Origin of the sequence: Limosilactobacillus antri DSM 16041 (assembly GCF_000160835.1) — a bacterium.
Lineage (GTDB): Bacteria > Bacillota > Bacilli > Lactobacillales > Lactobacillaceae > Limosilactobacillus > Limosilactobacillus antri.
Genome location: NZ_GG700736.1, coordinates 1 through 20,663, shown reverse-complemented (window position 1 = coordinate 20,663; position 20,663 = coordinate 1). Strand labels below are relative to the sequence as shown.

The following is a 20,663-nucleotide window of genomic DNA, read 5'->3' as shown; positions in this document are numbered from 1 at the left end:
ATTAGCTAATACGTCTTTGGCTTTACTTTTAATAGTTCCGTCAATTCGAGCTTCAATTCTTGCCATTCTCATCACCTCAGCAATATTGTACGTTATTTGGCGTACAAATCCAACCATATTTAACTAGGTTAAACTCTTTACAGAACGAGCAAAGATTCTTACATTAAAGACAACCTTACAGCCAAAAAGCCGGGAGCAAGCTGCTTTTTTTAGTATTTCTCATGATATACTTAAATTAAAAGTCGAGGTGGTCTTCATGTTTTTATTAAAACTACATGATTTAATCAAGTATAATTATGAAAATGGCTTGTATTCCAAAGGTTACAGCTATAGGTTTAATAATTCTAATAGCCTATCAGACTTTGATAAAGGAAAGTTTCAAGCTCAGACTGATTATCAAAGTGGAAAAGCGTTCAAACACTATCCTAAATTACTATTTGAATTTTTAAATTTTGTTTTTTTTCGAAAGATGCAGGAAATCGTAAATTTCATAAATGGATATAACTATGAAATGAGAAGACTGCAAAAAATGGATAAAAATTAGATTAGTGGATTGCGCCCTGTCAAGCAGACAGTCAATTATACAATGAACTTTAAGCAGCTTGATGCCGGTATTCTACCGGGGTCAGGCTGTTTAATTTTGTTTGATAACGTTGGTGATTATAGAAGTGAATGTACCGATCAACTGAAGAGGTCAAGTCCTGATAGGTTTTAAAGTACTGACCATAGTAGGCTTCATCCTTGTAGTGACTCCAGAAGCTTTCCATCGGGGCATTATCAATACACTTATCGACCCGAGACATACTGCGGGTAATACCGTGCTCAGTGGTCAAGCAGGCAAACTCTTTAGAGGTGTATTGGAAGCCACGATCACTGTGCAGTAATGGTGTCGCGGTTGGATAGCGTTTAAAAGCCTGCTTGAGGGTTTTCATTACCAGTGGATTGTCATTGCGCTGGCTAACGACATAGCTAATGATCCCACCGTTATGTAAATCCTTAATAGCACTGAGATAGGCTTTCTGACCATTGCCATAGATCAGATACGTTACATTGGTGACCCACTTTTCGTTTAAGTGATCAGCCGTAAAATTCCGATTAAGAATATTAGGCTCATGGTTTTGTCCGCGAGCGATCGTGCAGCTATGACGAGGCCGTCGAATTACCGCTCGCAGATTCATTTCAACGAGGAGTCACCGAATACGCTTATGATTATAGTGACAGTTGTAACGCCGATTAATAAGCATTGTTAATCGGCGATAACCCCACTTACCCTTCATTTCCCAGTAAGTCTGCTTGAGCAGCGCTTTGAGCTGCTCACTGATCTGGCCTTCTTTCGTCGTCGGCTTAGAAAGCCAGCGATAATAACCTACTCGTGAGACCTGAGCGAGGATACAAAGATGCTTGATTGATTGCCCTGGAAAATGACGAGTAGCTTGAATCGCCTGATATCGCGATGATGTCTTATTGCTCGGATTCATTCTCCAGGGCACTTAATTTTTTTAGGAAGTAGTTCTCCGCCGCCAGATCCTGGTTGCGAGCTTCTAGCTTTTTGAGCTGTCGTTCGAGTTGTTCTTCTTTACTTAGTTTAGCTACAGTGCGGTCTTGAATTCGATGACCACGATGATCAACTAAGGCTTCGTAACCGTCCCGCTCATACTTCTGTACCCAGCTATAAACCTGGCTGTAAGAGACGCCGTATTTCGCCATCGCTGCTCGATAATCTTTATCACTGGCTAGGGTAAAGTGAACGATTTCTAGACGCTGTTCATAAGTGGTTTTCCGGTGTGCCTTCATCTTGGTAGAACCTCCAGTTATCTTCTTCAAGGTTTTACCGTTAGTATACTGGTTAACCCAGCGCCTGAGAACACCGCGACTGGAAATATTATACTTACGACAGCACTCCAGCTGTGAAAGGTGATTGTCAAGGTAATCATGGACCGCCGTATGTTTGAGGTCGACAGGATAGTGTCGCCAAGTGTGCGACTCTTTTAAGCCAGCTACCCCATTATTTTGGTACTTAATGATCCAGCTTGTTAAAGTTGATTTACTAACCCCCAATTCACGGGCCCCATGACTTACCGAGGACTCTCCCTCAAGGACTTTCCTCACCGCTGCCAGTCGTTGATTTAAGGTATGGTTACTAGTTCGGTTGGACATAAAAAATCCCCCTAGAGTTACATACAGAATTTTGTATAATTCTGTGTCCACTCTAAGGGGAGCATATCACAAGGCTGGGGTCGGGTTTTATTGTAGGATTGAAACCACTCGTCGGTCCCGGTCAATCTTACCGGCCGCTTGCAGGTTCTTAAACTTCCGCGACAGGGTCTCCGGAGTCGTTCCCAAGTAGGTGGCCAGATCCTTCATCTTCATTGGTAAGGTGAAGCGGGACCTACCGCGCAGGGTGGCCTGCCGGTTCAAATATGCCCACAGGCGTTCTTCCACCGCTTCCATCATTAGGTACTGGTTTTGGGTGGTTAACTCCTGCACCTTGTCCATCGTTAGTTGCAGGAGGCGGGTGGCCAACTCGGGGTACTCCGCCAGTAGTTTGGTAAAATCCTCGTAGCTGATCGTGCAGAGAGCGGCAGGCTTTTGAACCACCGCAAAGGTTGCTTCGTTCTCAGCCCCGTACAGCCAGCGCTCACCCACGTAGTCCCCAGTGTGCATGACCTCAAGGACTTGCTCCTCCCCTTCTTCATTTAGTTGGTAGAGCTTGACCTGGCCATCTTCAACGATCACCATCCGCCCCTCATCACCGGGCGCCAGGATTACCTCGCCCCGCTGGTAATGATGGTGGACCAACAGGGATTCAATCTGGCGCTGGTTAGCCAGGGGAAGCTGGTTAAAGAGGGGGACTAACCGGACACAAAGGTGGGTGCCACTAATCATCATCTTCGTCGTCCTCTTCTTGGTAGCGACCCTCCATCAGATCATTTCCCAGGAAATTTTGCCCGGCTAAGATCTCGGCCCGCATCCAGTCATCCAGGTCAACAATCGTGTGAACCAGCTTCATCTTTCCTTCTTGCTTACCAAGGGCGATTGCCTTTTGGAAGAAGAGTAGCTGGGTGTCAAAGTCCTTAATTAGGTCAAAGAGTTGGTCCTTGCCGGGCGCGTACTTTTCCGCCCCGTCTTCCTTTAGCATTGCGTACTCTACAAACTGCGCGGTTGTGGTTGGAACGGCTTCCCCCAGGCTAAGCAGGAGGGTGTTGATCCGGTCAAAGTATTGGCGCTCGGTTGCCACCCATTCCGCCGCCTTTTGGTTAATGAAGAGGCTGGCGCAACCCTTAGCATACAGGCGAGCCTGGTTGACCTTTTGCTGGTGGAGCCATAGGTTGGCAAGAATGTGGCCAGTTATCGCCCCTGCCGTTGGGGTGTGGTGATCTTGGTCGGCTTGCTTTAATTCAGCTTGGTATAATTCTTCCTTTGTCATTAGGCAATCTCCTTTTCCTTTACGCCGTTGACTTGGTAACCCAAATCTTCAACAACTTTCTTAACGTCATCAGCACTTGATTGATTGGTGTCGACCTTTGCCTTGAGCTTACCAGCGTTAAAGAGGACCTTCACATCGCTGACCCCGGCTTGATGCTCAACCGCCGTCTTAATCTTATCCATGCAGGACGGGCAGGTCATCCCACCTAATTCCATTACAACCTTCTCCATTTTCGGTCCCTCCTTTGTTTTTCTTTTAGTATAGTGTACTATTTTCCAAAATAATTGATCATCGTCAAGTCTAGCGAACTTTTAGGAGCCGCATTCCGTTTAAGATAACAATCAAGATACTCAACTCGTGAACCAGCATTCCGGAGGCCATGTGAATCGAGTCCACCATCAGGCCTAGGAATAAGAGGGCCACGGTTAAGACCGCAATAGCGATGTTTTGGTTCATATTGACAACCGTCTTCTTGGCGATCATCAAGGCCAGTGGCAGACGACCAAGGTCGGAGTGGAGCAGGACCACGTCTGACACGTCGAGAGCCACATCCGTCCCGTTCCCCATTGCAATCCCAACTTCTGCGGTTGCCAGGGCCGGGCTGTCGTTCACCCCGTCACCAAGGAAGGCAACCTTGTGCCCCGCGGCTTGGAGTTTCTTAATCTTAGCCACCTTGTCCGCCGGCATTAAATCACCAATCACTTTGCTCATTCCAACCTCTTGACCGATCTGGTCGGCCGTCGCCTGGTTATCACCACTCAGCATGATTAGATTAGTGTACCCAAGTTCCCGCAGGCGGGCAAAGGTTTCCTTGGCGTTATCCTTGAGCGGGTCACTGATCCCCAGCAAGCCCCGTAATTGGCCATCAATGGCAACGTAAACCAGGGAGCGCCCCTTCGCCTGCCAAGCCGGTGCCGTTTGGGCCACCGCCACCAAGTCAATCTGGTGGTTCGTTAACAACTTGGCGTTCCCCACGGCGACTTGGTGGCCAGCCACTTGGGCAACCATTCCCTGACCGGCAATCGTTTCGTTATCGTCAACCGGGAGCGGTTCTTGAGCTAACTTATCAATGACCGCCTTAGCCAGGGGGTGGTTGGAGGCCGTTTCAACACTAACCAGTAACTGACGATCTTGATCGCCCGCTTCCGGTGCCCACCACTGGTCAACCACTTCCGGCTGGCCCTTAGTGACCGTCCCTGTCTTATCAAAGACCAGGGTGTCAACCTTCTTGAGGGCGCTAAGGCTCGCACTCCCCTTAGTTAGTACCCCTAACTTCGCCGCCCGACCTATTCCGGCCACGGTTGAAACCGGCACCCCGATCACCAAGGCCCCCGGGCAACCGAGAACCAGAACCGTGATCGCCAACTCGTCGTCCTTGGTCAGCAGGCCAAACACCAGGGCCATCACCATCACCAGTGGGGTGTAGTACTTCGCAAACTTATCGATCACCCGCTGGGCCTTGGACTTGCTGTCTTGAGCCTGTTCAACCAGTTCAATAATCTTCCCAAAGGTGGTGTCTTCCCCGACCCGGCTGGCTTCAACCACCAGGGTCCCGTCCTCCAGGATTGTTCCGGCGCTGACGGTTTCATCGAGGTTCTTTTCAACCGACCGCGACTCCCCGGTTAAGCTGGCCTCGTTTACCAGCCCGGTTCCCCGCTTAACCTGACCGTCAACCGGGATCCGGTCACCGGCCTTGACCAGGACCAGGTCTCCTTCGTCAACCAGATCAATGTCGGTTACCTCACCGGTCGCGTCGTCAACCGAATCAATTACCTCAGCAGTTTGCGGGGCCATTTCAGTTAAGGACTTGACAGCGGCCCGTGTCTTGCGGAGGGTCAAGGCCTCCAAAACGTCCCCGAGGTTGAAGAGCCAGACCACGATCGCCCCTTCAGTGTACTCACCAATGATGGCGGCCCCGATGATGGCAACGGCGACCAGGAGTTCAATTGAGATCACCCGGTACCGCAGGGCGCTGAAGGCCCGCAGGATAATCGGAATCCCCCCTAAAATCGTGACAATAATCATTAACAACGGGTAGACCGTTTCCAATTTTGCAAAGCGACTCAGTTCGGCAACAACGATCAAGATTGTCATCACCAGTACGTTAATTTTTTGGTTCTTACTGAAGAACCCCCGTAGCTTGCCCATTGTTCTTTCTCCTTCGTTTCCTTTATCATTATCTTAGCCGCCATGGGGCCTAGATAAATTGACAGGGATCAAGAAAACGAAATATATCAGGAAACTATTAAAACCTTTCAACGTTTAAAGACTTATTTTTTAGTATTATGATTATTCAGCCAACTGCAAGATTAATATTCACTTTTGATATATCAGAAAGGAGCTAAATAATAACTAAACCTCACAAAGAACCTCTTTATAAGATAAGCCAAATTAAAAATTACCTTTGTCGAAGTGAGCCCTGTAAGTTTAAAGTGCTAAAAAATAGCCCCTACTTAGCTACTTGGCTAACGTAAGGGGTATTTTTCGGCATTCTTAAGGTTCCATTATTACAAATAGACCCAATAAAAGAAAATTTAGGTACAAAAAAAGAGCATCTTTTCAGATGCCCCGCCGGCTCGGATAAGTAATCAGCTGATCCAATTTACACACCAGCATCTTCATCTTTGTAACAATATTATAGCTGAAAACTTTCTATGATACAATAGGAAAGCACACCAGAATGCCCCCATCAAGCATTCAATTTGTGTGTGGGAAGGAGGTTCTTCCCAGTGACTCATTGTATCTTCATCTTTGTATTGTTGCCTTTTTTCAGTAAGAAGCAACTGAAAAAACTGATTAAGTTCATGATTGAGCTGTTAAAGTACATGCTTTAGCATTTCAGTAGAATAAACCAGCGTCTGTCGCGTGCGGCAGACGTTTTTTGTTTATTTTCAATGGGTATTTAATCATATATGGCCCCTAAGTTTAAAAGAGAGTCCTATTAGTAAAGGATAGAGTGTAATTTTTGTAGATTACGTAGTAGTGTACTTAAAAGGACAGTCTTCGATATGATCGTTAATTAGGCCTACCGCTTCAAGAAAGGAGTAGATTGTTACTGGCCCCATAAATTGAAGACCTATTTCTTTAAACTCTTTTGCTAGGTTTCGAGATAGTCTATTTTGGGTTGGTATGTCAGTAAACTGTTGAGGGTGGTTAATGATTGGCTGTGGAATTAAGGTTGTTAGTACTGTACACAATTGGTGCCCTTCACGGTGCATTTTAGTCATTACACGGGCATTATTAATGGCGGCATCAATTTTTCGCTGATTACGAATGATTCCTCGGTTTTTCAGTAATTGCTTACGTTGATTACTGGTAAATTTTGCAACCCGCTCCACATTAAAGCCTGCAAAGGCTTGTCGAAAATTTTCTCGCTTATCCAAGACTAATTGCCAACTAAGTCCCGATTGAAAGGATTCTAGAACCATCATCTCATATAAGTAATTCTCGTTGAGGTTCAGCTTACCCCATTCGTGGTCATGATACTTCGTAAGGAGTGGAGCATCATCGTTTTTCGGAAAGCAGCGTTTCATTTAATTCCTCCTAATAGTAATTTTGATCAATCAGAATTTGAACATAAAAAGGGCATCTTTTCAGATGTCCCACCGGTTCGGATAAGTAATCGACTGACTTGATTTATACATCAGCATCATCGTACTTGTATTGTTGCTACTTTCTAAGAAGCAACTAAAAAAACTGATTAAGTCCATTAACATTTCAGCAAAACAAATCAGTTTCTGTCGCGTGTGACAGGTGTTTTTGTTATTCTTAGAGTTATTTGAAACTATTTTTATTTAGGGCAAAATCTAGAGCTATTGCAATTATAATTAAGCATCCTGCAGTAATCCAACCAAGTTTAATAGCTGTTACTAGTTCATGAGACCACATGTTTAAAAATACTGAACCTGTTGCTGTACCCATAGCAATAGCAACATTTTGAACCATTCGTTGAAGTGAACCAATACTACCCTGTGAAGTGATATCAGTAGTTTTCATAATTACAGATATGTTCGCCGGTTGGAAATAGCCACCACCTACACCATAAATAAACAAACAAATTGTAACTAAAATATATGGTAAAGATGTTTGATATAGGCTCAAGAGTAGTAATGAACAAAGAATAATAGATAATCCGACTTTAGAAAAGGAATTATCTTTCAAACCATTATTATGTGCACTAGATATTCTAGAAAATAAAACTAGACCTATAGGTGCACCTAGTACCAGTATACCCGTCAATCCTGAATTTAATTTAAAGACAGTTTCAAACAAATAAGGTGGCATAAGAAAGATTATGGCTGAAGCAAAACCAAAGGCAATCGTTTCATATAGATATACCAGTAGCGATTTATTCTGAATAAGATTTATTACATTGACAACAGGAGTTTCTTTATTTCTTTCTACTTTAAACAAGATAATTACAGCTATTAAACTAGCAATTATTAATGCTATCCCAATAATACTATGTGAGCTTAGCAATGACAATCCACTAATAAGCAGTATCACAAATAGTCCATTAGTAAGACTTCCAGGGTAATCAATGTGTTTAGCGTATTTATTCTCAGAGATATTTGTAATTAATTTGTGATTACAAATGAGCCCCAGAAGGACGAACGGAATGTTTAACCAAAATATTCCTCTCCAACTATTTAATGATAGTAGCAATCCACCTAATGAAGGACCAAGTACAGGTCCGACACCAATCATAATTCCTAAAACTCCGATAGCAGAACTGGATTTTTCAGCAGAAACTAAGGTGGTAATTAAAGAGGCTGATGTTGCTTGTAATGCAGCTGCACCAATACCTTGGAAAATTCGAAACATAATTAACATTTGAATATTAGCTGAAAGTCCGCAAAGTAATGAGCTAAGCCCAAAAATTATCAGTCCAATATACGAGAACGATAGTTTACCAAATTTATCACTAAGTAGTCCAAAAGGAAGAATAAAAACAGCAAGGCTAATAGTATAACCCGTAACTGCAATAGCAGCAATGTCTGCTGTAGTTTCAAAGTAAGATTTTAAAAATGGTAATGCAACATTGATAATCCCTGTATCTAATGTTGATAATAACATTCCTATGCCAGCAACTATAACGACTAAATGATCTTTAGTTCTTATATTCATAGCGCATTCTCCAGAAAGAATGAAAGTCTATATTTACATCATGATTCAAGCTGTAAGTCATTTCTGCAACAACTTCTGCCTTATTTTTTCCAATATGTTGCAGATCAGCACCCATTTGCCTATTCATATTTGAAATATCAAATGTATCTGGGTCTGCCAATTTTAGATTTCGAACACCCATTCGAACTAACCGTTGTGCAAGTTGTCCTCCTATTCCACCAGTGCCTGCTATTCCAATTACAACATTTTTCAATTTTTCTTGTTTATTATGTTGTTCCTGTTTGGTGTCACCGAGCCAACCCAAACTACGATTTACCCTTTCCCAATACATCTCTTCGTTTGGGATTGCTGTGTATTTTAAGTGCTTTTTGTCGTGAATCATTATATTAATCCTCCTTGTTAGATTGTGCTAATTATGTTAACTTATATTTAATTAACGATCAATTGATTCAAGAAATATCGAATCAAGGAGGACAAAATGACTATTAGGATAAACTTTAGTAAATACTCTACTGTAACAGACGAGACACTAACTCAAAGATTTCAGTTTGTTTATTCACCACTGAATGAACTTCTTAGAAGTCTTCATGTCTTGATGAATCCTAGGCATCATGGGTTAGTTGTAGATTGGGCCTTAAAGACAATGGAACAATTAGATAAAGAGGATATTGATAATTTGTACTATTTTAGTCCTGTATATGAATTAGGTGTTCCTCCCACTGTACTTTGTAATTTTCAATACAATGCTAGTAATCTAAAGGATGAACTATCCATGCTTCGCGCTTTTCTTAGTAGGCAAAGTAATGTAAATGGACTAATTAATGAGTTATCCACCTTAAATCACGATAGAAGTAACACGTTTATTCCAAATTTAGCTAAAGGTCTTGAATGGCAGGATTTTTCTATTAACCGGAATCCATTACTTATAAAAGACCTTAGTGGTAACCCGCAAACTGTCATTAACCGTTTTTTTAAATTTATCGTTAAGTATAATGACAATGTTTTTTCTGCGGTTTGGGAAAAAGCTAATATTAAAAAACTCTTATTTCAGGAAATTAAGATACGGGCGAACTCAATTAATATTCATGGTATTCGAAGTACTATAGATGAATTGCAAGTAGCTCGTATGCACTGGAAAAATGATACTTTAATTATTAATAAGCCTTTTGAGAGAGAAATTGATCTTAAAGATACTGACACAATTATGCTCATACCAAGTTTTTTTACTTGGCCTCATCTATTCGTTGATACATTTAAAAATGGAGTGGTCATTACTTACGGACTACAAAAAAGAGCAGATCTAATTTATACACCAAAAGAACTATTATTAACTTTTAAGGCTCTTAGTGAACCAACCAGACTTCAGATCTTGAAAACCGTTTCGAAGTCACCTTGCACTACACAAGGACTGTCACAGCTTTTATCACTAGGTACCTCCACTGTATCCAGGCATTTACAAATATTAAAAGAAGCAAATTTACTAAAAACTACAAAACAAAAAAAGTTCGTTCTTTATCAAATAACAAATAGAATATTTGAGTTAGTTCCTAATTTTTTAGATTTTATGAGAGATGATAACAAATGAGAGTCGTTAATAGTGCACTTACCTGTAATAAATGGTTGACTGTTAATGAACTGTCAAAAGTCTGCCATTTAAGCAGAGAAGAAGTAATAAGTCAACTTCAGTGTGATAAAACTATTATTTCATTACAATTTTACGGTAGATGGTATTACAAAAATAAAATGAGCTACAATGTAACGAAATTAGGTAATACCAGTAATAACATGTTGAATATTAGAAATACCATTAGTAATTTAGGAATTGCAAGAACCTGTTCACATCATCTTGGTGGAAAACTAGGGGTCACTATTTTTAGGCATGCTGAGCTTAAACATCTAATCTTCACTTCTGATAAAGTTAACTATTCTTTTACTGAAAAAGGGAAAAATATATTCAGCAAATTTTGTAAAGTAAATCAAACCACCGTACCCTGTTGCTTAGATTTCTCGGAGCGAAATTTCCACTTTGGAGGAAGAATAGGAAATGATCTTCTAAATTATTTATTGGAAGACGATTTGTGTAAGTTAACCAAAAGTCGAAAAGTAGAACTTTGTAAAAAGCCTGCTAGTATTGTTCAATCGGTTTTTACCTAAGTTAAGTTACGAAATAGGACTTTTAGTTTGATCGTTTAAGCGCATTTGTACAATTTTAACGTTCCAAATTGAAAATTGTTTACCAAATAATATAACGATAACTTACTCCCTTGTTTATTTTGCAAAGGCAATTTATGATCAGCAATTATTCCTTTAGATAATTTTCCTTGATCTTTTATGATAGATAACCCTTTAGCTCGTAAAAGGATAAGCATTTCACGTTCTTTTATAATTAGGTCTAATTTTAGTACAGACTTGTTTTCCACATACACTATAAATTTAATGATAAAAGTTAAATATTAAAATGATACTGATAAAGCAAATAAGATCTAAGAAACCACCTAAAAAAGGCACCTCATATCCCCGAGGTACCTTTTTAAATTCAACTTTTTAATGACTTACGATCTGTCAATAAAGCAATCGGCGACAGAATCAATACAATCACCGCGCCTACTAAGTAGGTATGACTGAAGGCCTGGCTGATTTGTTGATTCTTAGTATGCTTAATTTTTCTCAAAGCTGTCGTTAAAGCTTCTTTTTGTGCCAATTGTTTGAGACCTACTAACAATTTTTTCTGACCCTGGCTTATTTTCTGATTACCCAAATTAATTTTTTGAGAAGCTTTCTACCGGTGCGTTATCAAGAAATGTTTGGACCCGTTGCGGTTGTTTACGGATGCCAAACCGAAGCCGAAGCAATTGCCTTAGCTAATAATTCTAGTTATGGTCTTGGAAATACGGTTTTCGGTTCTGATATTGCCCATGCTCGAGAAGTGGCCGCTCAAGTAGAAAGTGGGATGAGCTGGATAAATGCAGGGTGGGCCTCTCTACCTGAAATTCCGTTTGGTGGGGTGAAAAATTCTGGTTATGGCCGGGAATTGAGTGAAATTGGCTTTACTGAATTTGTTAATCAACACTTAGTTTATGAAGTAGAATAGCTCCAAGCCCTTTACCTTACTGACTACTTGTGCTATAACATTCATCAAAACGAGGGTTGCTTCCGAATACGCCTCACTAAAAACAAACAGGAGATGATGTTATGGAACGAATTGCTAAATCGAAATTATTTGATTTATTAGGGGTTATACTAGTGGTGGGGATTGCCATCGCCAGTGGTTATTTAACTGAAACCCTTGCAGAAGTAACAAACTGGGGTAGTTGGGCGCGTTGGGTGCCATTTGGGCTGATCTCTATTGGGAATTCGGTCCTGTCCATTTATTCGACCCGGCTAACTGGTCGCATGAATAATGTCGGTAATTGGATTGGGATTATTAACGCTGTCCTATCAGGAACCATTGATTACTTACTTGGCAATCAGGCGGCGATTGTCACTTATCCGGTGACCTTTATCATTTATATTTTTGCAATTCGAACCTGGATGCGGTCGGAAAAGTATCGGGCGACTAAGCCCTTAACGGGAACGAAGAAGTGGCTAGTGATGATTAGTCTGTTCATCTTAAGTATGGCCTTTTCCTTTGCCACCAATTTGATTGGTTGGAAAAATGGTTTCCAACAACCGCTATTTTGGATCGTGGTGATTGCCTTTGGCCTTTCACTAACCGCTAATGTTTTAAATGCCATGAAGTTGACAGTCCAATGGCAATACTGGTTTGTTTATAACTTTGTCCAGTTAATTAAAGCCTTAGTGCAAGGTAATTTTGCTAACGTTGGTAAATACATCTACTACATTATAAATGCCTTGGCCGCCTTAAGTTTTTGGACAAATTTGTCTGCCAAGACAGAAATTGAAGAACCATAAATAAAAACTCGACCTTGAAATTCAGGATCGAGCTTTTATTTTTAGGTTAAGGTTTCGCCACGCAGACTACGGTAAAAATTAACTTGGCAGGCTTTGTAAGGTTATGTCCGTATAATTGGTGTAAATTCTAAATAGGACTTTGTGAAATCCGTACAATACGGTACTGTACCCTGTCAAGTTGACACATTAAATAATAAAAACTAGTTGGCCTTGCCGAAGCGGTATTCTGCTGCGGTAAAGTCATTTCTTTTGCCTGAAATAAAGGAATGCGTAAAGTAGCTTGGTTGACTTGAAATCCTTTGGATTTCGTTCATGTAAATTCACCGGGATAATATCTTGCATCTAGAAAGGCTCCTCCAACTGTTTTCTTCCAGTTTAGGAGATGCCCGCTTTTTTTTATATACGTCTTATTATGGTGTGCTTACACATATTCTACCCGGTATGGGTTTATTTTTTTACTTTATGTTGCACTTCAATTGTAAATTCACCCCATAGAAAAAGCGCCTCACAATGGTTAGAACTTTTGTCTAACTATTATGAGGCACTAGTAGTAGAAATAACGTACATAATATAGTACAATATAATGTAAGAGAAAAGAAAGGAGTCCTTATTATGCCAATTGCTACTACTCAAAGTGATTTCCGTAATCATATTAAAGACTACTTAGATAAAGTCAATGATGAAAACCAAACAGTACTAATTGCACGTTCTAATCAACGAGCAGCAGCTGTTATCTCACAAGAACAACTCAATACCCTTCTTGAAGCTGTTAATGCTAAAGAAGATTCACTAGATTATGCTATTGCCAGAGATAAGTTAATCGAAATGCACATCTTACCTGATGATCCTATCGTTGAACCAACTGACGATTATTGGAACAGTTTTAAGCCAAAGGATAACAGTAACCAATGAGATATCAATATAAACCACGAAAATCGTTTGAACGAAACTTAGCTTATCTTGCACAGCTTGATATAACAATTATTGATGAAGTAAAAGACGCTATTTCTATTCTCCTCGATGGCGACATACTTCCCGATGATTTTCATGATCACGAATTAGAAGGAAACTATACTGGCTATCGAGAATTTCATCTTCGTGATACTCCCAAAGGGCAGCAACCAACTGAAACAACTGACATTGTAGTTATCTATAAAGTCAACAATCAAGATTTAGTACTCGTTGCTGTTAATATTGGTTCTCATAAAAAATTATTCCATGGTCGTTATCATAAGAAGCGTTAAAAGCCGTTGACTAGGGACTAGTCTTGATAAAATAGCAAAGTTCTGTAAGTAATTCTTTATTAAGCCGGCTAAAATTGTTACGTTAGTTATTTAATAAATTGTTTATTTATTTGTCTGCTAACGATATAATTAAACTAGACAAAGGAGGTATCAAGATGAAAATTATTACTTTTACTGCTATCAAGGGTGGTGTCGGTAAAACAACCTTGACTTTAAATTATGGTGATTGGTTAGCCAAACATGGCAAGAAGGTTCTATTAATCGATTTAGATCATCAGTGTAATTTAACAACCGTTTTTGAAAAGACACGACGCAACAATACCATCGCTGAAGCATTTAAAGAAAACGATAATGCTCAAAAAGTAAAAATTGACAGTGTCGGACCAAATCTAGATTTAATCGCCGGTTTTATAGACCTAGATGTTTTGGGAAGTTATCTAGAAAATAACAGTAACAAAGAAATGATGTTATTCATGTGGTTTAAAAACAACTCCGATTCATTAAACTTAACCGACTATGACTATATCTTAATTGATACACACCCAGATTTTAGTACCATCACTAAAAATGCTATTGCTATCAGTAATTACCTTCTTAGTCCCATCACACCCAGTGAGCATGGTTACAATGCTAAGTTTGACCTAGAAACACGACTCGAAAAATTCAGAAAATCACTTTTTGATTATCGAACTGGCGAAACTTACGTAGACGCAAAACTTTTCTTTATCGTTAATATGATTAGACATAATACAAGTATGTCTCGCGATTTGCTAAAACATATAGAAGGTGATGAAACAGTCGCAACTATAATTCCAGAAAGAGAGCTCTTTAATAAAGCTACTGCAAGGCACGCTTCGATATTTGAATTAGCCAATCATGATAAATCCGTTTTAAAGCAAAATCAAAAGTTCATAAAAAAAGCCGATCATCTTTTTCAAGAATTAGCAAGTAAAACCAAGTAAGGAGAGTTAGCTTATGAGTTTAGATTCATTCAACCATAAAAAAGACGAAGAAATGAGAGAAAGTTACGAAACTACATTGAAAGATAACAAGAATGACGCAGTAGCATTTTTAAAAAATATCAGTCGAAAAGAAGTAGAGCGTAAGCGATCAGTAACCTTCTCAATTACTGAAAGTCAATTAAAAAAAATGGACACGGCTGCCCGAAAAAACGGATTTAAAAATCGGTCAGAATTCTTAGCTTCAATCATAGATGCAATTTAATAATTAAATAAATAATTAATCAGACAATTTATTTAATTAACTCATAATTAGATAAAAACTTGTAAAGTGTACCGGACCAAATAAAGTTGCCGGTTAGGAAGCACTATGCTAAACTGAAACTAATTTAACAACCGAATGAAGAGATCAAGCTAAACTAAAAAGATCCCCAGTTCACGAGGAACCAGGGACCTTTGGTTTAGCAAGTAGCTACCATCCAGCTACTTAGGTTCAGACGATTTTAACTTGCAGGTCTAAATCGTCTGAACATTGCTCTTAATTTGTAGGTTAATTATACCGCAAACCAGTCCAAAAGGGCAAGTTTAAGGATAGTTAAAAACAAATTGAAGTCAATGGACTAAGTAGCTAACTGGAGTTATTTAGTCCATTTTTTGTTGTTAGAAATTAAAAAAGTTGCCGAATGGGCAACTCGCAAACAGACACATGCTGGTAAATTACAAAGCCTCACCACTAAATGAACGCTTTGTAATTCAGTTAGAGCATATCAGGTTTGTATTATAATGCAAGTCAGATGTTTTAGCAACTCTCTTTTGAGACAGCGTGTGTCAGTCAAGAAAGGGAGTTTTTATTATGACAAAATCAACAAATTTTAATTACTATGAAGCCGATAACGTATATGGAGCCTTATTTTTCCAGTTCCCTAAGGTATTAATGTATGGCGAGCAATATAAACATTTAAGCAGTGACGCTAAATTGGCTTATATGGTACTGAAAGACCGGCTCGAGTACTCTTTGCGCAACAACTGGGTTGATGAAGAAGGACACGTCTATTTTACTTTTACCAATCAAGAACTCGAAAATTTATTTAATTGCCATAATCAAAAAGTCGTCAAAATAAAAAAAGAACTCGAAACCGCTCATTTGCTGATGCAAAAACAACTGGGCTTTAACCCAAAAACAAAAAAGAATGAACCGAATCGCTTATATCTGTCCAAGCTCGATGTGAAAGCAACCGATGTCTATTTACGCGGTGAAGATAGCCCAAAAGTGTCTCAAACCCTTGATACAAGCGGAAATGTGAAAATCACACTTCCGCAGGAGACCGCTCAAACCCTTGATACAAGCGGAAATGTGAAAATCACACTTCCGCATAAGTCCGTTGATGAGACCGCTCAAACCCTTGATACAAGCGGAAATGTGAAAATCACACACAATCTATATAAAGACTATAAAAATAATATAGATACTAATAGATACGATATAGATACTCAAAAGTTGGACTTTTCCACAGCCAATTTTTCACCAGCTGAAATTGAAGCTCAAAATCGAGATTTAGTAAAACATGCTGATAAGTTCTTAACTGACGAAGATAATGGCTTACCGGTTTTCTTAGAACCAGAAGCAGTGCAACTACTTAGCTTTTGGTGCCGGACCCCACAACAAATGCGGCGCTTTATTGGCATTATCTTAAACGCCAAATATGCTGTTGAAAAAGAACATAAGGATTTAGGCGTATGGATTCTATTAGATGACCCTGATTTAAAAAAAATGATGACCAAAACGCTAAGACGCTATTTTAATGCCCTAAGAAGCGATGAGAAACATATCAAGAACGTTGAGAATTACCTGTACGGCACTATGCAAAACCTATTTGATGTTTGGTGGAACCAACAAGCGGCTAGAGACTATGTGGCCAAACACCCCAAAGACCAAAATATTGATAACGAGCATACTTGGGATTAAAACGCCGTATAAGCTCATTTAAGCCGTTTTAAGTGCTACAGGCATGATCATATTAAAATCGCTTTAAAATCGCTTAGACAGAAGAATAGGGGCTTTTAAATGAGCGTCAGAGCTAACCAGGCTAACCAGCTCAAAAGTTCAGCCTTTAGATCAACGCCAAGCTCAGGTGATTTGAGGCCAGGGCTTTATCTATTGATAGGGTACTCAAAAGGTAGTATAATGGTAGTAACAAAAGAGAGGAGATGAGACAATCATGGCAGTTAAGGAAAAGAAACGCGTACAAGTCAAGATTGACAAAGAATTGGCAGATAATACCGAAGCCGTTTTAAGCCAGTTAGGCCTAAACCCAACTACCGCGATCAATATGTTTTATAAGCGGATCGTAGCTGACGCAGCATTACCGTTTAAACCAGCCCTGAGCGAAGCCGAAAGAGCTAATTTAAGCCTTTTAAAGGCTACCAAAGAGACACCAGTAACAGAGTTCAAAGACGCTAAAGAAGTCGCTGATTGGCTCAATGATCCAGATGAGGACTAATGGCTTATCAGATTAAATAAATTAATAACTTGGAAGTGTGATGAACATGAAAGATACAATCACAATTAATGACTTTTTTGAAATTGCCAAAGAAACTGATTTAAAAGATTTACTTGATAAGTCATTACATGAGCCAGATCCAGAAAAGCGCAAAGTATATGACGCTTTATATACCTACTTTTTAGATAAAAGGCAAGATGAGGTTATTAAGCGAAAGGACTTTGTCCGTTGATAGATAAACCCCAATATATAATTGTTGCTGGTATTAACGGAGCAGGGAAAAGTACGCTATACGATACATTTCCCAGCTTGTTTGACAAAACAAAACGGATTAACGCTGATGAACTTTTAAGACAAATGGGTGGCGATTGGCATAAAGATAGTGACAACTTAAAAGCCATGAAAGAAGAAATCAAACAACTACACTATGCTTTAGATCACCAGCAAAGTATTCACGTAGAAACAACACTAGCAGGTAGAGGCAAAGCTCAACTCAATTTGATTGACAAAGCTCACAAAAATGGCTTTGAAGTGACTTTATTATATGTTGCTTTGCGAGATGAAAATTTAGCTATCCAAAGGGTCAACGAACGGGTACAAAAAGGTGGGCACGGTGTTCCAGTAGCAACGATCAAGAAACGTTATCAGCAATCCAAACATAATTTGCCATTAGTGGCCTTTAAATCTGATAAGGTCATGATTTATGATAATAGCGAAAAGTTTACCCCTGTTTATGCAAGAGATAAGGGACAAGTTTTTAAGAACGATTTGAGGCATTTTCCTTGGATAAACCAAAATATTACTTATCCAGAAAAGGTGCAAAAGCAGTTACAAAATTTTGCAGATCAAAACCCAGAAGTAAAGCCTAAAAATGATCCAGAAAATAAAAACGATCGGCCTAGTTACTAGGCTGGTCGTTTTTGAATTTGTTCGGTTTATGCGCATTAATGTAATTAGCAAATATTTTTAAAAGTTCTTCGGTTTGTTCGACCGAGAGGTTATCAGCTTGAAAGTATTTTTCGAGCAAAGCCCCTTTTTGAATTAATCGGCGAGAACGGGCTTTGCGTGCTTGGCGGTTTTCATAGTATTTAGATTGCCGTAATTTAAAATTTTCTCGTTCAATTTTTTGCTTTAAACGTGCTTGTTGTTTAACTAATTTTTCATATTGATTAGGCATAGAATTTCCCCATCTCGTATGGCTAATGATCTACAGACTTTACCTTTAAAAATTCAGAAAATTGCTGGGCTAAAATCTTAATCTGATCGTTAGACAAATTAGCATAATCTAAATTGGCTTGACTGATGATTTGTTTACCTAGCCGTTGTTCAATCTTATTTTTTTCGTCCTTAATTTTTTGATTAAGGGCTTTTAATTTAGCTTCTTGTTTTTCTAAGTTACTTTGAGACATAACGATCCCTCCAATCATATTAGAAATAATCACCGAAACTATATCATATAGGAAACGTTAAGTCAAAGTATAAAAGTTGAAATAGCGAAGCGGAGGGCATACACTAAAAGTGGAGTTAAGGGAATCAGCAGACCGAGTGAAACGAGGTCAATGCGCACTTACACACAACAACTAAAGTTGGTTGTGTTATTGTGCTAAACCCTTGTATCAGAAGTCGCCGATGGCGACAACAAAAGCAAACCCATAAACCCAAAGAAAGGTGGTGACCGACATGGCAATTTTTCACATGAGCTTTAGTAATATTAGTGCTGGAAAAGGAAGAAGTGCAATTGCCAGTGCCGCTTATCGAAGTGGCGAAAAATTATTCGATCAAAAAGAAGGTCGAAGTTATTTTTATGCTCGGTCGGTTATGCCAGAGAGCTTTATTTTAACTCCTAAAAATGCACCAGCATGGGCCAGTGATCGAGAGAAATTATGGAACGAAGTAGAAAGAAAAGACCGTCGAGCAAACTCACGGTACGCTAAAGAGTTTAACGTGGCTCTACCAGTTGAATTAAGTGAAGATGAACAGAAAGAATTATTGACAAAATATGTACAAGAAAATTTTGTTGATGAAGGTATGGTAGCTGACGTAGCAATTCATCGTGATCACCAAGATAATCCGCACGCTCATGTGATGTTAACTAACCGTCCATTTAACCCAGACGGAACGTGGGGATTGAAAAGTAAACGAGAAAACATATTAGACGAAAATGGGAACAAGACTTATACAGGAAATAGTCGTTTCCCAAGATCAAGAAAGGTGTGGTTAGTTGATTGGGATAAAAAAGAAAAAATCAATCAGTGGCGGCACAATTGGGCGGTTAGTGTCAATCAAGTTTTAGAGCAAAAAAATATTCCCGATCGGATCAGCGAAAAATCATTTATCGAGGAGGGAATAGATGATACACCAACTCAACATGAGGGAATCAATAGTAAACGGCATGAAAGAAAAGAATTTAACCAACAAGTAAAGGACTATCGCAAGGCCAAAGCCAGTTATAAAAATAACCAAGAAAAAGTAATCAATAGAGGTCATTTAGATAGCCTAAGTAAACACTTCTCGTTTAATGAAAAACGGGTAGTTAAAGAGTTAAGCCATGAACTGAAAACTTATATCAGTTTGGAGAACTTAGATGATAAGCGGCGCATGCTATTTAATTGGAAAAACAGCACCCTAATTAAACATGCGGTTGGTGAAGATGTGACTAAACAATTATTGACAATTAACCAACAAGAAAGCTCACTCAAAAAAGCAGATGAACTCTTAAATAAAGTGGTTGATCGCACGACGAAAAAACTTTATCCAGAGCTTAATTTTGAACAGACCACGCAAGCTGAAAGACGAGAATTAATTAAGGAAACCGATAGCGAACAAACAGTTTTCAAGGGTAGTGAATTAAACGAACGTTTAATGAACATTCGTGATGATTTGTTGACCCAACAATTATTGACCTTTACCAAACGGCCATACGTTGGCTGGAAGTTATTAATGCAACAGGAAAAGGAAGTCAAAATCGAACTGAAATACACGCTGATGATTCATGACGATAACTTAGAAAGTCTAGAACACGTCGATCAAGGGTTACTAGAGAAATATTCACCAACCGAACAGCAAAAGATTACTCGCGCAGTCAAAGATTTACGAACAATCATGGCTGTGAAGCAAGTTATTCAAACCCAATACCAGGAAGTTTTAAGAAGAGCCTTTCCTAACGGCGATTTTAATGAATTACCAATGATTAAACAGGAACAGGCCTATACAGCAGTGATGTACTATGATCCAGCTTTAAAACCATGTAAGGTTGAAACAATCGCACAGTGGCAGGAAAATCCACCAAGAGTATTCAATACCCAAGAGCATCTGCAAGGACTAGCTTATCTATCGGGACAGCTGAGCTTAGATCAGTTAGAAAATCATCACCTACAACGGGTTTTAAAGCATGATGGTACTAAACAACTCTTTTTGGGTGAATGCAAAGTCGATCCAACGATTAAGAACAGTCAGATCGAGAAAATCCAAATGCAGTTAAAAGAGCAACAAG

25 protein-coding genes and 2 pseudogenes are annotated in these 20,663 nt (G+C 39.4%); 14 read left to right on the top strand and 13 right to left on the bottom strand.

What is annotated here, in order from left to right:
• Window positions 1-256 precede the first annotated feature (256 nt).
• Window positions 257-544: a hypothetical protein gene (locus HMPREF0494_RS08780; RefSeq protein WP_003715853.1), complete on the top strand. Its 288-nt coding sequence runs from the start codon at window positions 257-259 to the stop codon at window positions 542-544.
• A gap of 49 nt (window positions 545-593) precedes the next feature.
• Here HMPREF0494_RS08780 and HMPREF0494_RS08775 read toward each other — a convergent pair whose 3' ends face one another.
• From HMPREF0494_RS08775 to HMPREF0494_RS08735, 10 genes are all read right to left on the bottom strand, one after another.
• Window positions 594-1,178 carry an IS3 family transposase gene (locus HMPREF0494_RS08775; RefSeq protein WP_007124602.1) on the bottom strand — a complete coding sequence of 195 codons (585 nt, stop codon included), beginning with the start codon at window positions 1,176-1,178 and terminating at the stop codon, window positions 594-596.
• A gap of 12 nt (window positions 1,179-1,190) precedes the next feature.
• The gene (locus tag HMPREF0494_RS11815; protein WP_102169358.1) at window positions 1,191-1,478 is read right to left on the bottom strand and encodes an IS3 family transposase; all 288 of its coding nucleotides are present in this window, start codon (window positions 1,476-1,478) and stop codon (window positions 1,191-1,193) included.
• Window positions 1,462-2,157 carry a helix-turn-helix domain-containing protein gene (locus HMPREF0494_RS08770; RefSeq protein WP_040459010.1) on the bottom strand — a complete coding sequence of 232 codons (696 nt, stop codon included), beginning with the start codon at window positions 2,155-2,157 and terminating at the stop codon, window positions 1,462-1,464. Before HMPREF0494_RS08770 ends, HMPREF0494_RS11815 begins: the two co-directional genes overlap by 17 nt.
• Before the next feature lie 87 nt (window positions 2,158-2,244).
• On the bottom strand, window positions 2,245-2,889 hold the full coding sequence (locus HMPREF0494_RS08765; RefSeq protein WP_007124600.1) for a Crp/Fnr family transcriptional regulator: 645 nt from the start codon (window positions 2,887-2,889) through the stop codon (window positions 2,245-2,247).
• Complete coding sequence (locus HMPREF0494_RS08760; RefSeq protein ID WP_007124599.1) at window positions 2,879-3,427, bottom strand: ferritin family protein; 549 nt, start codon at window positions 3,425-3,427, stop codon at window positions 2,879-2,881. Before HMPREF0494_RS08760 ends, HMPREF0494_RS08765 begins: the two co-directional genes overlap by 11 nt.
• Window positions 3,427-3,657: a heavy-metal-associated domain-containing protein gene (locus tag HMPREF0494_RS08755; RefSeq protein ID WP_003715850.1), complete on the bottom strand. Its 231-nt coding sequence runs from the start codon at window positions 3,655-3,657 to the stop codon at window positions 3,427-3,429. Before HMPREF0494_RS08755 ends, HMPREF0494_RS08760 begins: the two co-directional genes overlap by 1 nt.
• A gap of 70 nt (window positions 3,658-3,727) precedes the next feature.
• Window positions 3,728-5,575 (bottom strand): heavy metal translocating P-type ATPase, encoded by a 1,848-nt coding sequence (locus HMPREF0494_RS08750; protein WP_007124598.1) that lies wholly within the window; start codon window positions 5,573-5,575, stop codon window positions 3,728-3,730.
• Window positions 5,576-6,399: 824 nt separating this feature from the next.
• The gene (locus tag HMPREF0494_RS08745) at window positions 6,400-6,960 is read right to left on the bottom strand and encodes a DNA-3-methyladenine glycosylase I (RefSeq protein WP_007124597.1); all 561 of its coding nucleotides are present in this window, start codon (window positions 6,958-6,960) and stop codon (window positions 6,400-6,402) included.
• Window positions 6,961-7,201: 241 nt separating this feature from the next.
• Window positions 7,202-8,554 (bottom strand): MFS transporter, encoded by a 1,353-nt coding sequence (locus tag HMPREF0494_RS08740; RefSeq protein ID WP_007124595.1) that lies wholly within the window; start codon window positions 8,552-8,554, stop codon window positions 7,202-7,204.
• Window positions 8,538-8,936 carry a ThiF family adenylyltransferase gene (locus HMPREF0494_RS08735; protein ID WP_007124594.1) on the bottom strand — a complete coding sequence of 133 codons (399 nt, stop codon included), beginning with the start codon at window positions 8,934-8,936 and terminating at the stop codon, window positions 8,538-8,540. The genes HMPREF0494_RS08740 and HMPREF0494_RS08735 overlap by 17 nt, the downstream gene beginning before the upstream one ends.
• 96 nt (window positions 8,937-9,032) lie before the next feature.
• Here HMPREF0494_RS08735 and HMPREF0494_RS08730 point away from each other — a divergent pair, with 96 nt between their 5' ends.
• Window positions 9,033-10,139, top strand: coding sequence for an ArsR/SmtB family transcription factor (locus tag HMPREF0494_RS08730; protein WP_007124593.1), 1,107 nt, complete (start codon window positions 9,033-9,035; stop codon window positions 10,137-10,139).
• Window positions 10,140-10,174: 35 nt separating this feature from the next.
• Entirely contained in the window at window positions 10,175-10,708 is a 534-nt protein-coding gene (locus tag HMPREF0494_RS11060; protein ID WP_202812915.1) for a hypothetical protein, read from the top strand.
• Window positions 10,709-11,090: 382 nt separating this feature from the next.
• Here the strand turns inward: HMPREF0494_RS11060 and HMPREF0494_RS11055 are convergent.
• Window positions 11,091-11,330 (bottom strand): annotated as a pseudogene (locus tag HMPREF0494_RS11055) (MFS transporter); the annotation flags it as partial.
• Window positions 11,331-11,342: 12 nt separating this feature from the next.
• Here HMPREF0494_RS11055 and HMPREF0494_RS08725 point away from each other — a divergent pair.
• The 10 genes and pseudogenes from HMPREF0494_RS08725 to HMPREF0494_RS08680 form a co-directional block, all read left to right on the top strand.
• Window positions 11,343-11,645, top strand: a pseudogene (locus HMPREF0494_RS08725) (aldehyde dehydrogenase family protein); the annotation flags it as partial.
• A gap of 101 nt (window positions 11,646-11,746) precedes the next feature.
• Window positions 11,747-12,466, top strand: a complete 720-nt coding sequence (locus HMPREF0494_RS08720; RefSeq protein ID WP_007124588.1) for a nicotinamide mononucleotide transporter — start codon at window positions 11,747-11,749, stop codon at window positions 12,464-12,466.
• Between the two features lie 612 nt (window positions 12,467-13,078).
• On the top strand, window positions 13,079-13,378 hold the full coding sequence (locus HMPREF0494_RS08715; RefSeq protein WP_003712280.1) for a type II toxin-antitoxin system Phd/YefM family antitoxin: 300 nt from the start codon (window positions 13,079-13,081) through the stop codon (window positions 13,376-13,378).
• Window positions 13,375-13,710 (top strand): type II toxin-antitoxin system YafQ family toxin, encoded by a 336-nt coding sequence (locus tag HMPREF0494_RS08710; RefSeq protein WP_007124587.1) that lies wholly within the window; start codon window positions 13,375-13,377, stop codon window positions 13,708-13,710. The genes HMPREF0494_RS08715 and HMPREF0494_RS08710 overlap by 4 nt, the downstream gene beginning before the upstream one ends.
• Window positions 13,711-13,865: 155 nt before the next feature.
• Window positions 13,866-14,672 (top strand): ParA family protein, encoded by an 807-nt coding sequence (locus tag HMPREF0494_RS08705; RefSeq protein WP_040459008.1) that lies wholly within the window; start codon window positions 13,866-13,868, stop codon window positions 14,670-14,672.
• Between the two features lie 13 nt (window positions 14,673-14,685).
• Window positions 14,686-14,934: a ribbon-helix-helix domain-containing protein gene (locus tag HMPREF0494_RS08700; protein ID WP_003712273.1), complete on the top strand. Its 249-nt coding sequence runs from the start codon at window positions 14,686-14,688 to the stop codon at window positions 14,932-14,934.
• 588 nt (window positions 14,935-15,522) lie between these two features.
• Window positions 15,523-16,635, top strand: coding sequence for a replication initiator protein A (locus tag HMPREF0494_RS08695; protein ID WP_007124585.1), 1,113 nt, complete (start codon window positions 15,523-15,525; stop codon window positions 16,633-16,635).
• 253 nt (window positions 16,636-16,888) lie between these two features.
• A complete protein-coding gene (locus tag HMPREF0494_RS08690) occupies window positions 16,889-17,170 on the top strand; it encodes a type II toxin-antitoxin system RelB/DinJ family antitoxin (RefSeq protein WP_007124584.1) in 282 nt (93 codons plus the stop codon).
• Window positions 17,171-17,216: 46 nt separating this feature from the next.
• On the top strand, window positions 17,217-17,402 hold the full coding sequence (locus HMPREF0494_RS08685; RefSeq protein ID WP_010620892.1) for a hypothetical protein: 186 nt from the start codon (window positions 17,217-17,219) through the stop codon (window positions 17,400-17,402).
• The gene (locus HMPREF0494_RS08680) at window positions 17,399-18,079 is read left to right on the top strand and encodes an ATPase (RefSeq protein ID WP_007124583.1); all 681 of its coding nucleotides are present in this window, start codon (window positions 17,399-17,401) and stop codon (window positions 18,077-18,079) included. Before HMPREF0494_RS08685 ends, HMPREF0494_RS08680 begins: the two co-directional genes overlap by 4 nt.
• Here HMPREF0494_RS08680 and HMPREF0494_RS08675 read toward each other — a convergent pair.
• Together HMPREF0494_RS08675 and HMPREF0494_RS08670 are read right to left on the bottom strand one after the other, a co-directional pair.
• Window positions 18,069-18,347 (bottom strand): hypothetical protein, encoded by a 279-nt coding sequence (locus tag HMPREF0494_RS08675; protein WP_003590756.1) that lies wholly within the window; start codon window positions 18,345-18,347, stop codon window positions 18,069-18,071. The two genes, HMPREF0494_RS08680 and HMPREF0494_RS08675, sit on opposite strands and share 11 nt — an antisense overlap.
• Window positions 18,348-18,369: 22 nt before the next feature.
• Window positions 18,370-18,597 (bottom strand): hypothetical protein, encoded by a 228-nt coding sequence (locus HMPREF0494_RS08670; protein WP_007124582.1) that lies wholly within the window; start codon window positions 18,595-18,597, stop codon window positions 18,370-18,372.
• Between the two features lie 253 nt (window positions 18,598-18,850).
• On the opposite strand from HMPREF0494_RS08670, the gene mobQ reads away from it, so the two are divergent.
• The coding region (mobQ, locus tag HMPREF0494_RS08665) for a MobQ family relaxase (RefSeq protein WP_007124581.1) at window positions 18,851-20,663 on the top strand (1,813 nt) is incomplete at its 3' end.

Coding starts and splice junctions, on each gene's coding strand:
- HMPREF0494_RS08770 (WP_040459010.1), bottom strand. CDS start 2,157: ATGTCCAACCGAACTAGTAACCATACCTTAAATCAACGACTGGCAGCG.
- HMPREF0494_RS08740 (WP_007124595.1), bottom strand. CDS start 8,554: ATGAATATAAGAACTAAAGATCATTTAGTCGTTATAGTTGCTGGCATA.
- HMPREF0494_RS08685 (WP_010620892.1), top strand. CDS start 17,217: ATGAAAGATACAATCACAATTAATGACTTTTTTGAAATTGCCAAAGAA.
- HMPREF0494_RS08720 (WP_007124588.1), top strand. CDS start 11,747: ATGGAACGAATTGCTAAATCGAAATTATTTGATTTATTAGGGGTTATA.
- HMPREF0494_RS08745 (WP_007124597.1), bottom strand. CDS start 6,960: ATGAAACGCTGCTTTCCGAAAAACGATGATGCTCCACTCCTTACGAAG.
- HMPREF0494_RS08730 (WP_007124593.1), top strand. CDS start 9,033: ATGACTATTAGGATAAACTTTAGTAAATACTCTACTGTAACAGACGAG.
- HMPREF0494_RS08690 (WP_007124584.1), top strand. CDS start 16,889: ATGGCAGTTAAGGAAAAGAAACGCGTACAAGTCAAGATTGACAAAGAA.
- HMPREF0494_RS08760 (WP_007124599.1), bottom strand. CDS start 3,427: ATGACAAAGGAAGAATTATACCAAGCTGAATTAAAGCAAGCCGACCAA.
- HMPREF0494_RS08700 (WP_003712273.1), top strand. CDS start 14,686: ATGAGTTTAGATTCATTCAACCATAAAAAAGACGAAGAAATGAGAGAA.
- HMPREF0494_RS08775 (WP_007124602.1), bottom strand. CDS start 1,178: ATGAATCTGCGAGCGGTAATTCGACGGCCTCGTCATAGCTGCACGATC.
- HMPREF0494_RS08670 (WP_007124582.1), bottom strand. CDS start 18,597: ATGATTGGAGGGATCGTTATGTCTCAAAGTAACTTAGAAAAACAAGAA.
- HMPREF0494_RS08710 (WP_007124587.1), top strand. CDS start 13,375: ATGAGATATCAATATAAACCACGAAAATCGTTTGAACGAAACTTAGCT.
- HMPREF0494_RS11815 (WP_102169358.1), bottom strand. CDS start 1,478: ATGAATCCGAGCAATAAGACATCATCGCGATATCAGGCGATTCAAGCT.
- HMPREF0494_RS08675 (WP_003590756.1), bottom strand. CDS start 18,347: ATGCCTAATCAATATGAAAAATTAGTTAAACAACAAGCACGTTTAAAG.
- HMPREF0494_RS08705 (WP_040459008.1), top strand. CDS start 13,866: ATGAAAATTATTACTTTTACTGCTATCAAGGGTGGTGTCGGTAAAACA.
- HMPREF0494_RS08715 (WP_003712280.1), top strand. CDS start 13,079: ATGCCAATTGCTACTACTCAAAGTGATTTCCGTAATCATATTAAAGAC.
- HMPREF0494_RS08695 (WP_007124585.1), top strand. CDS start 15,523: ATGACAAAATCAACAAATTTTAATTACTATGAAGCCGATAACGTATAT.
- HMPREF0494_RS08750 (WP_007124598.1), bottom strand. CDS start 5,575: ATGGGCAAGCTACGGGGGTTCTTCAGTAAGAACCAAAAAATTAACGTA.
- HMPREF0494_RS08735 (WP_007124594.1), bottom strand. CDS start 8,936: ATGATTCACGACAAAAAGCACTTAAAATACACAGCAATCCCAAACGAA.
- HMPREF0494_RS08755 (WP_003715850.1), bottom strand. CDS start 3,657: ATGGAGAAGGTTGTAATGGAATTAGGTGGGATGACCTGCCCGTCCTGC.
- HMPREF0494_RS08765 (WP_007124600.1), bottom strand. CDS start 2,889: ATGATGATTAGTGGCACCCACCTTTGTGTCCGGTTAGTCCCCCTCTTT.
- HMPREF0494_RS08780 (WP_003715853.1), top strand. CDS start 257: ATGTTTTTATTAAAACTACATGATTTAATCAAGTATAATTATGAAAAT.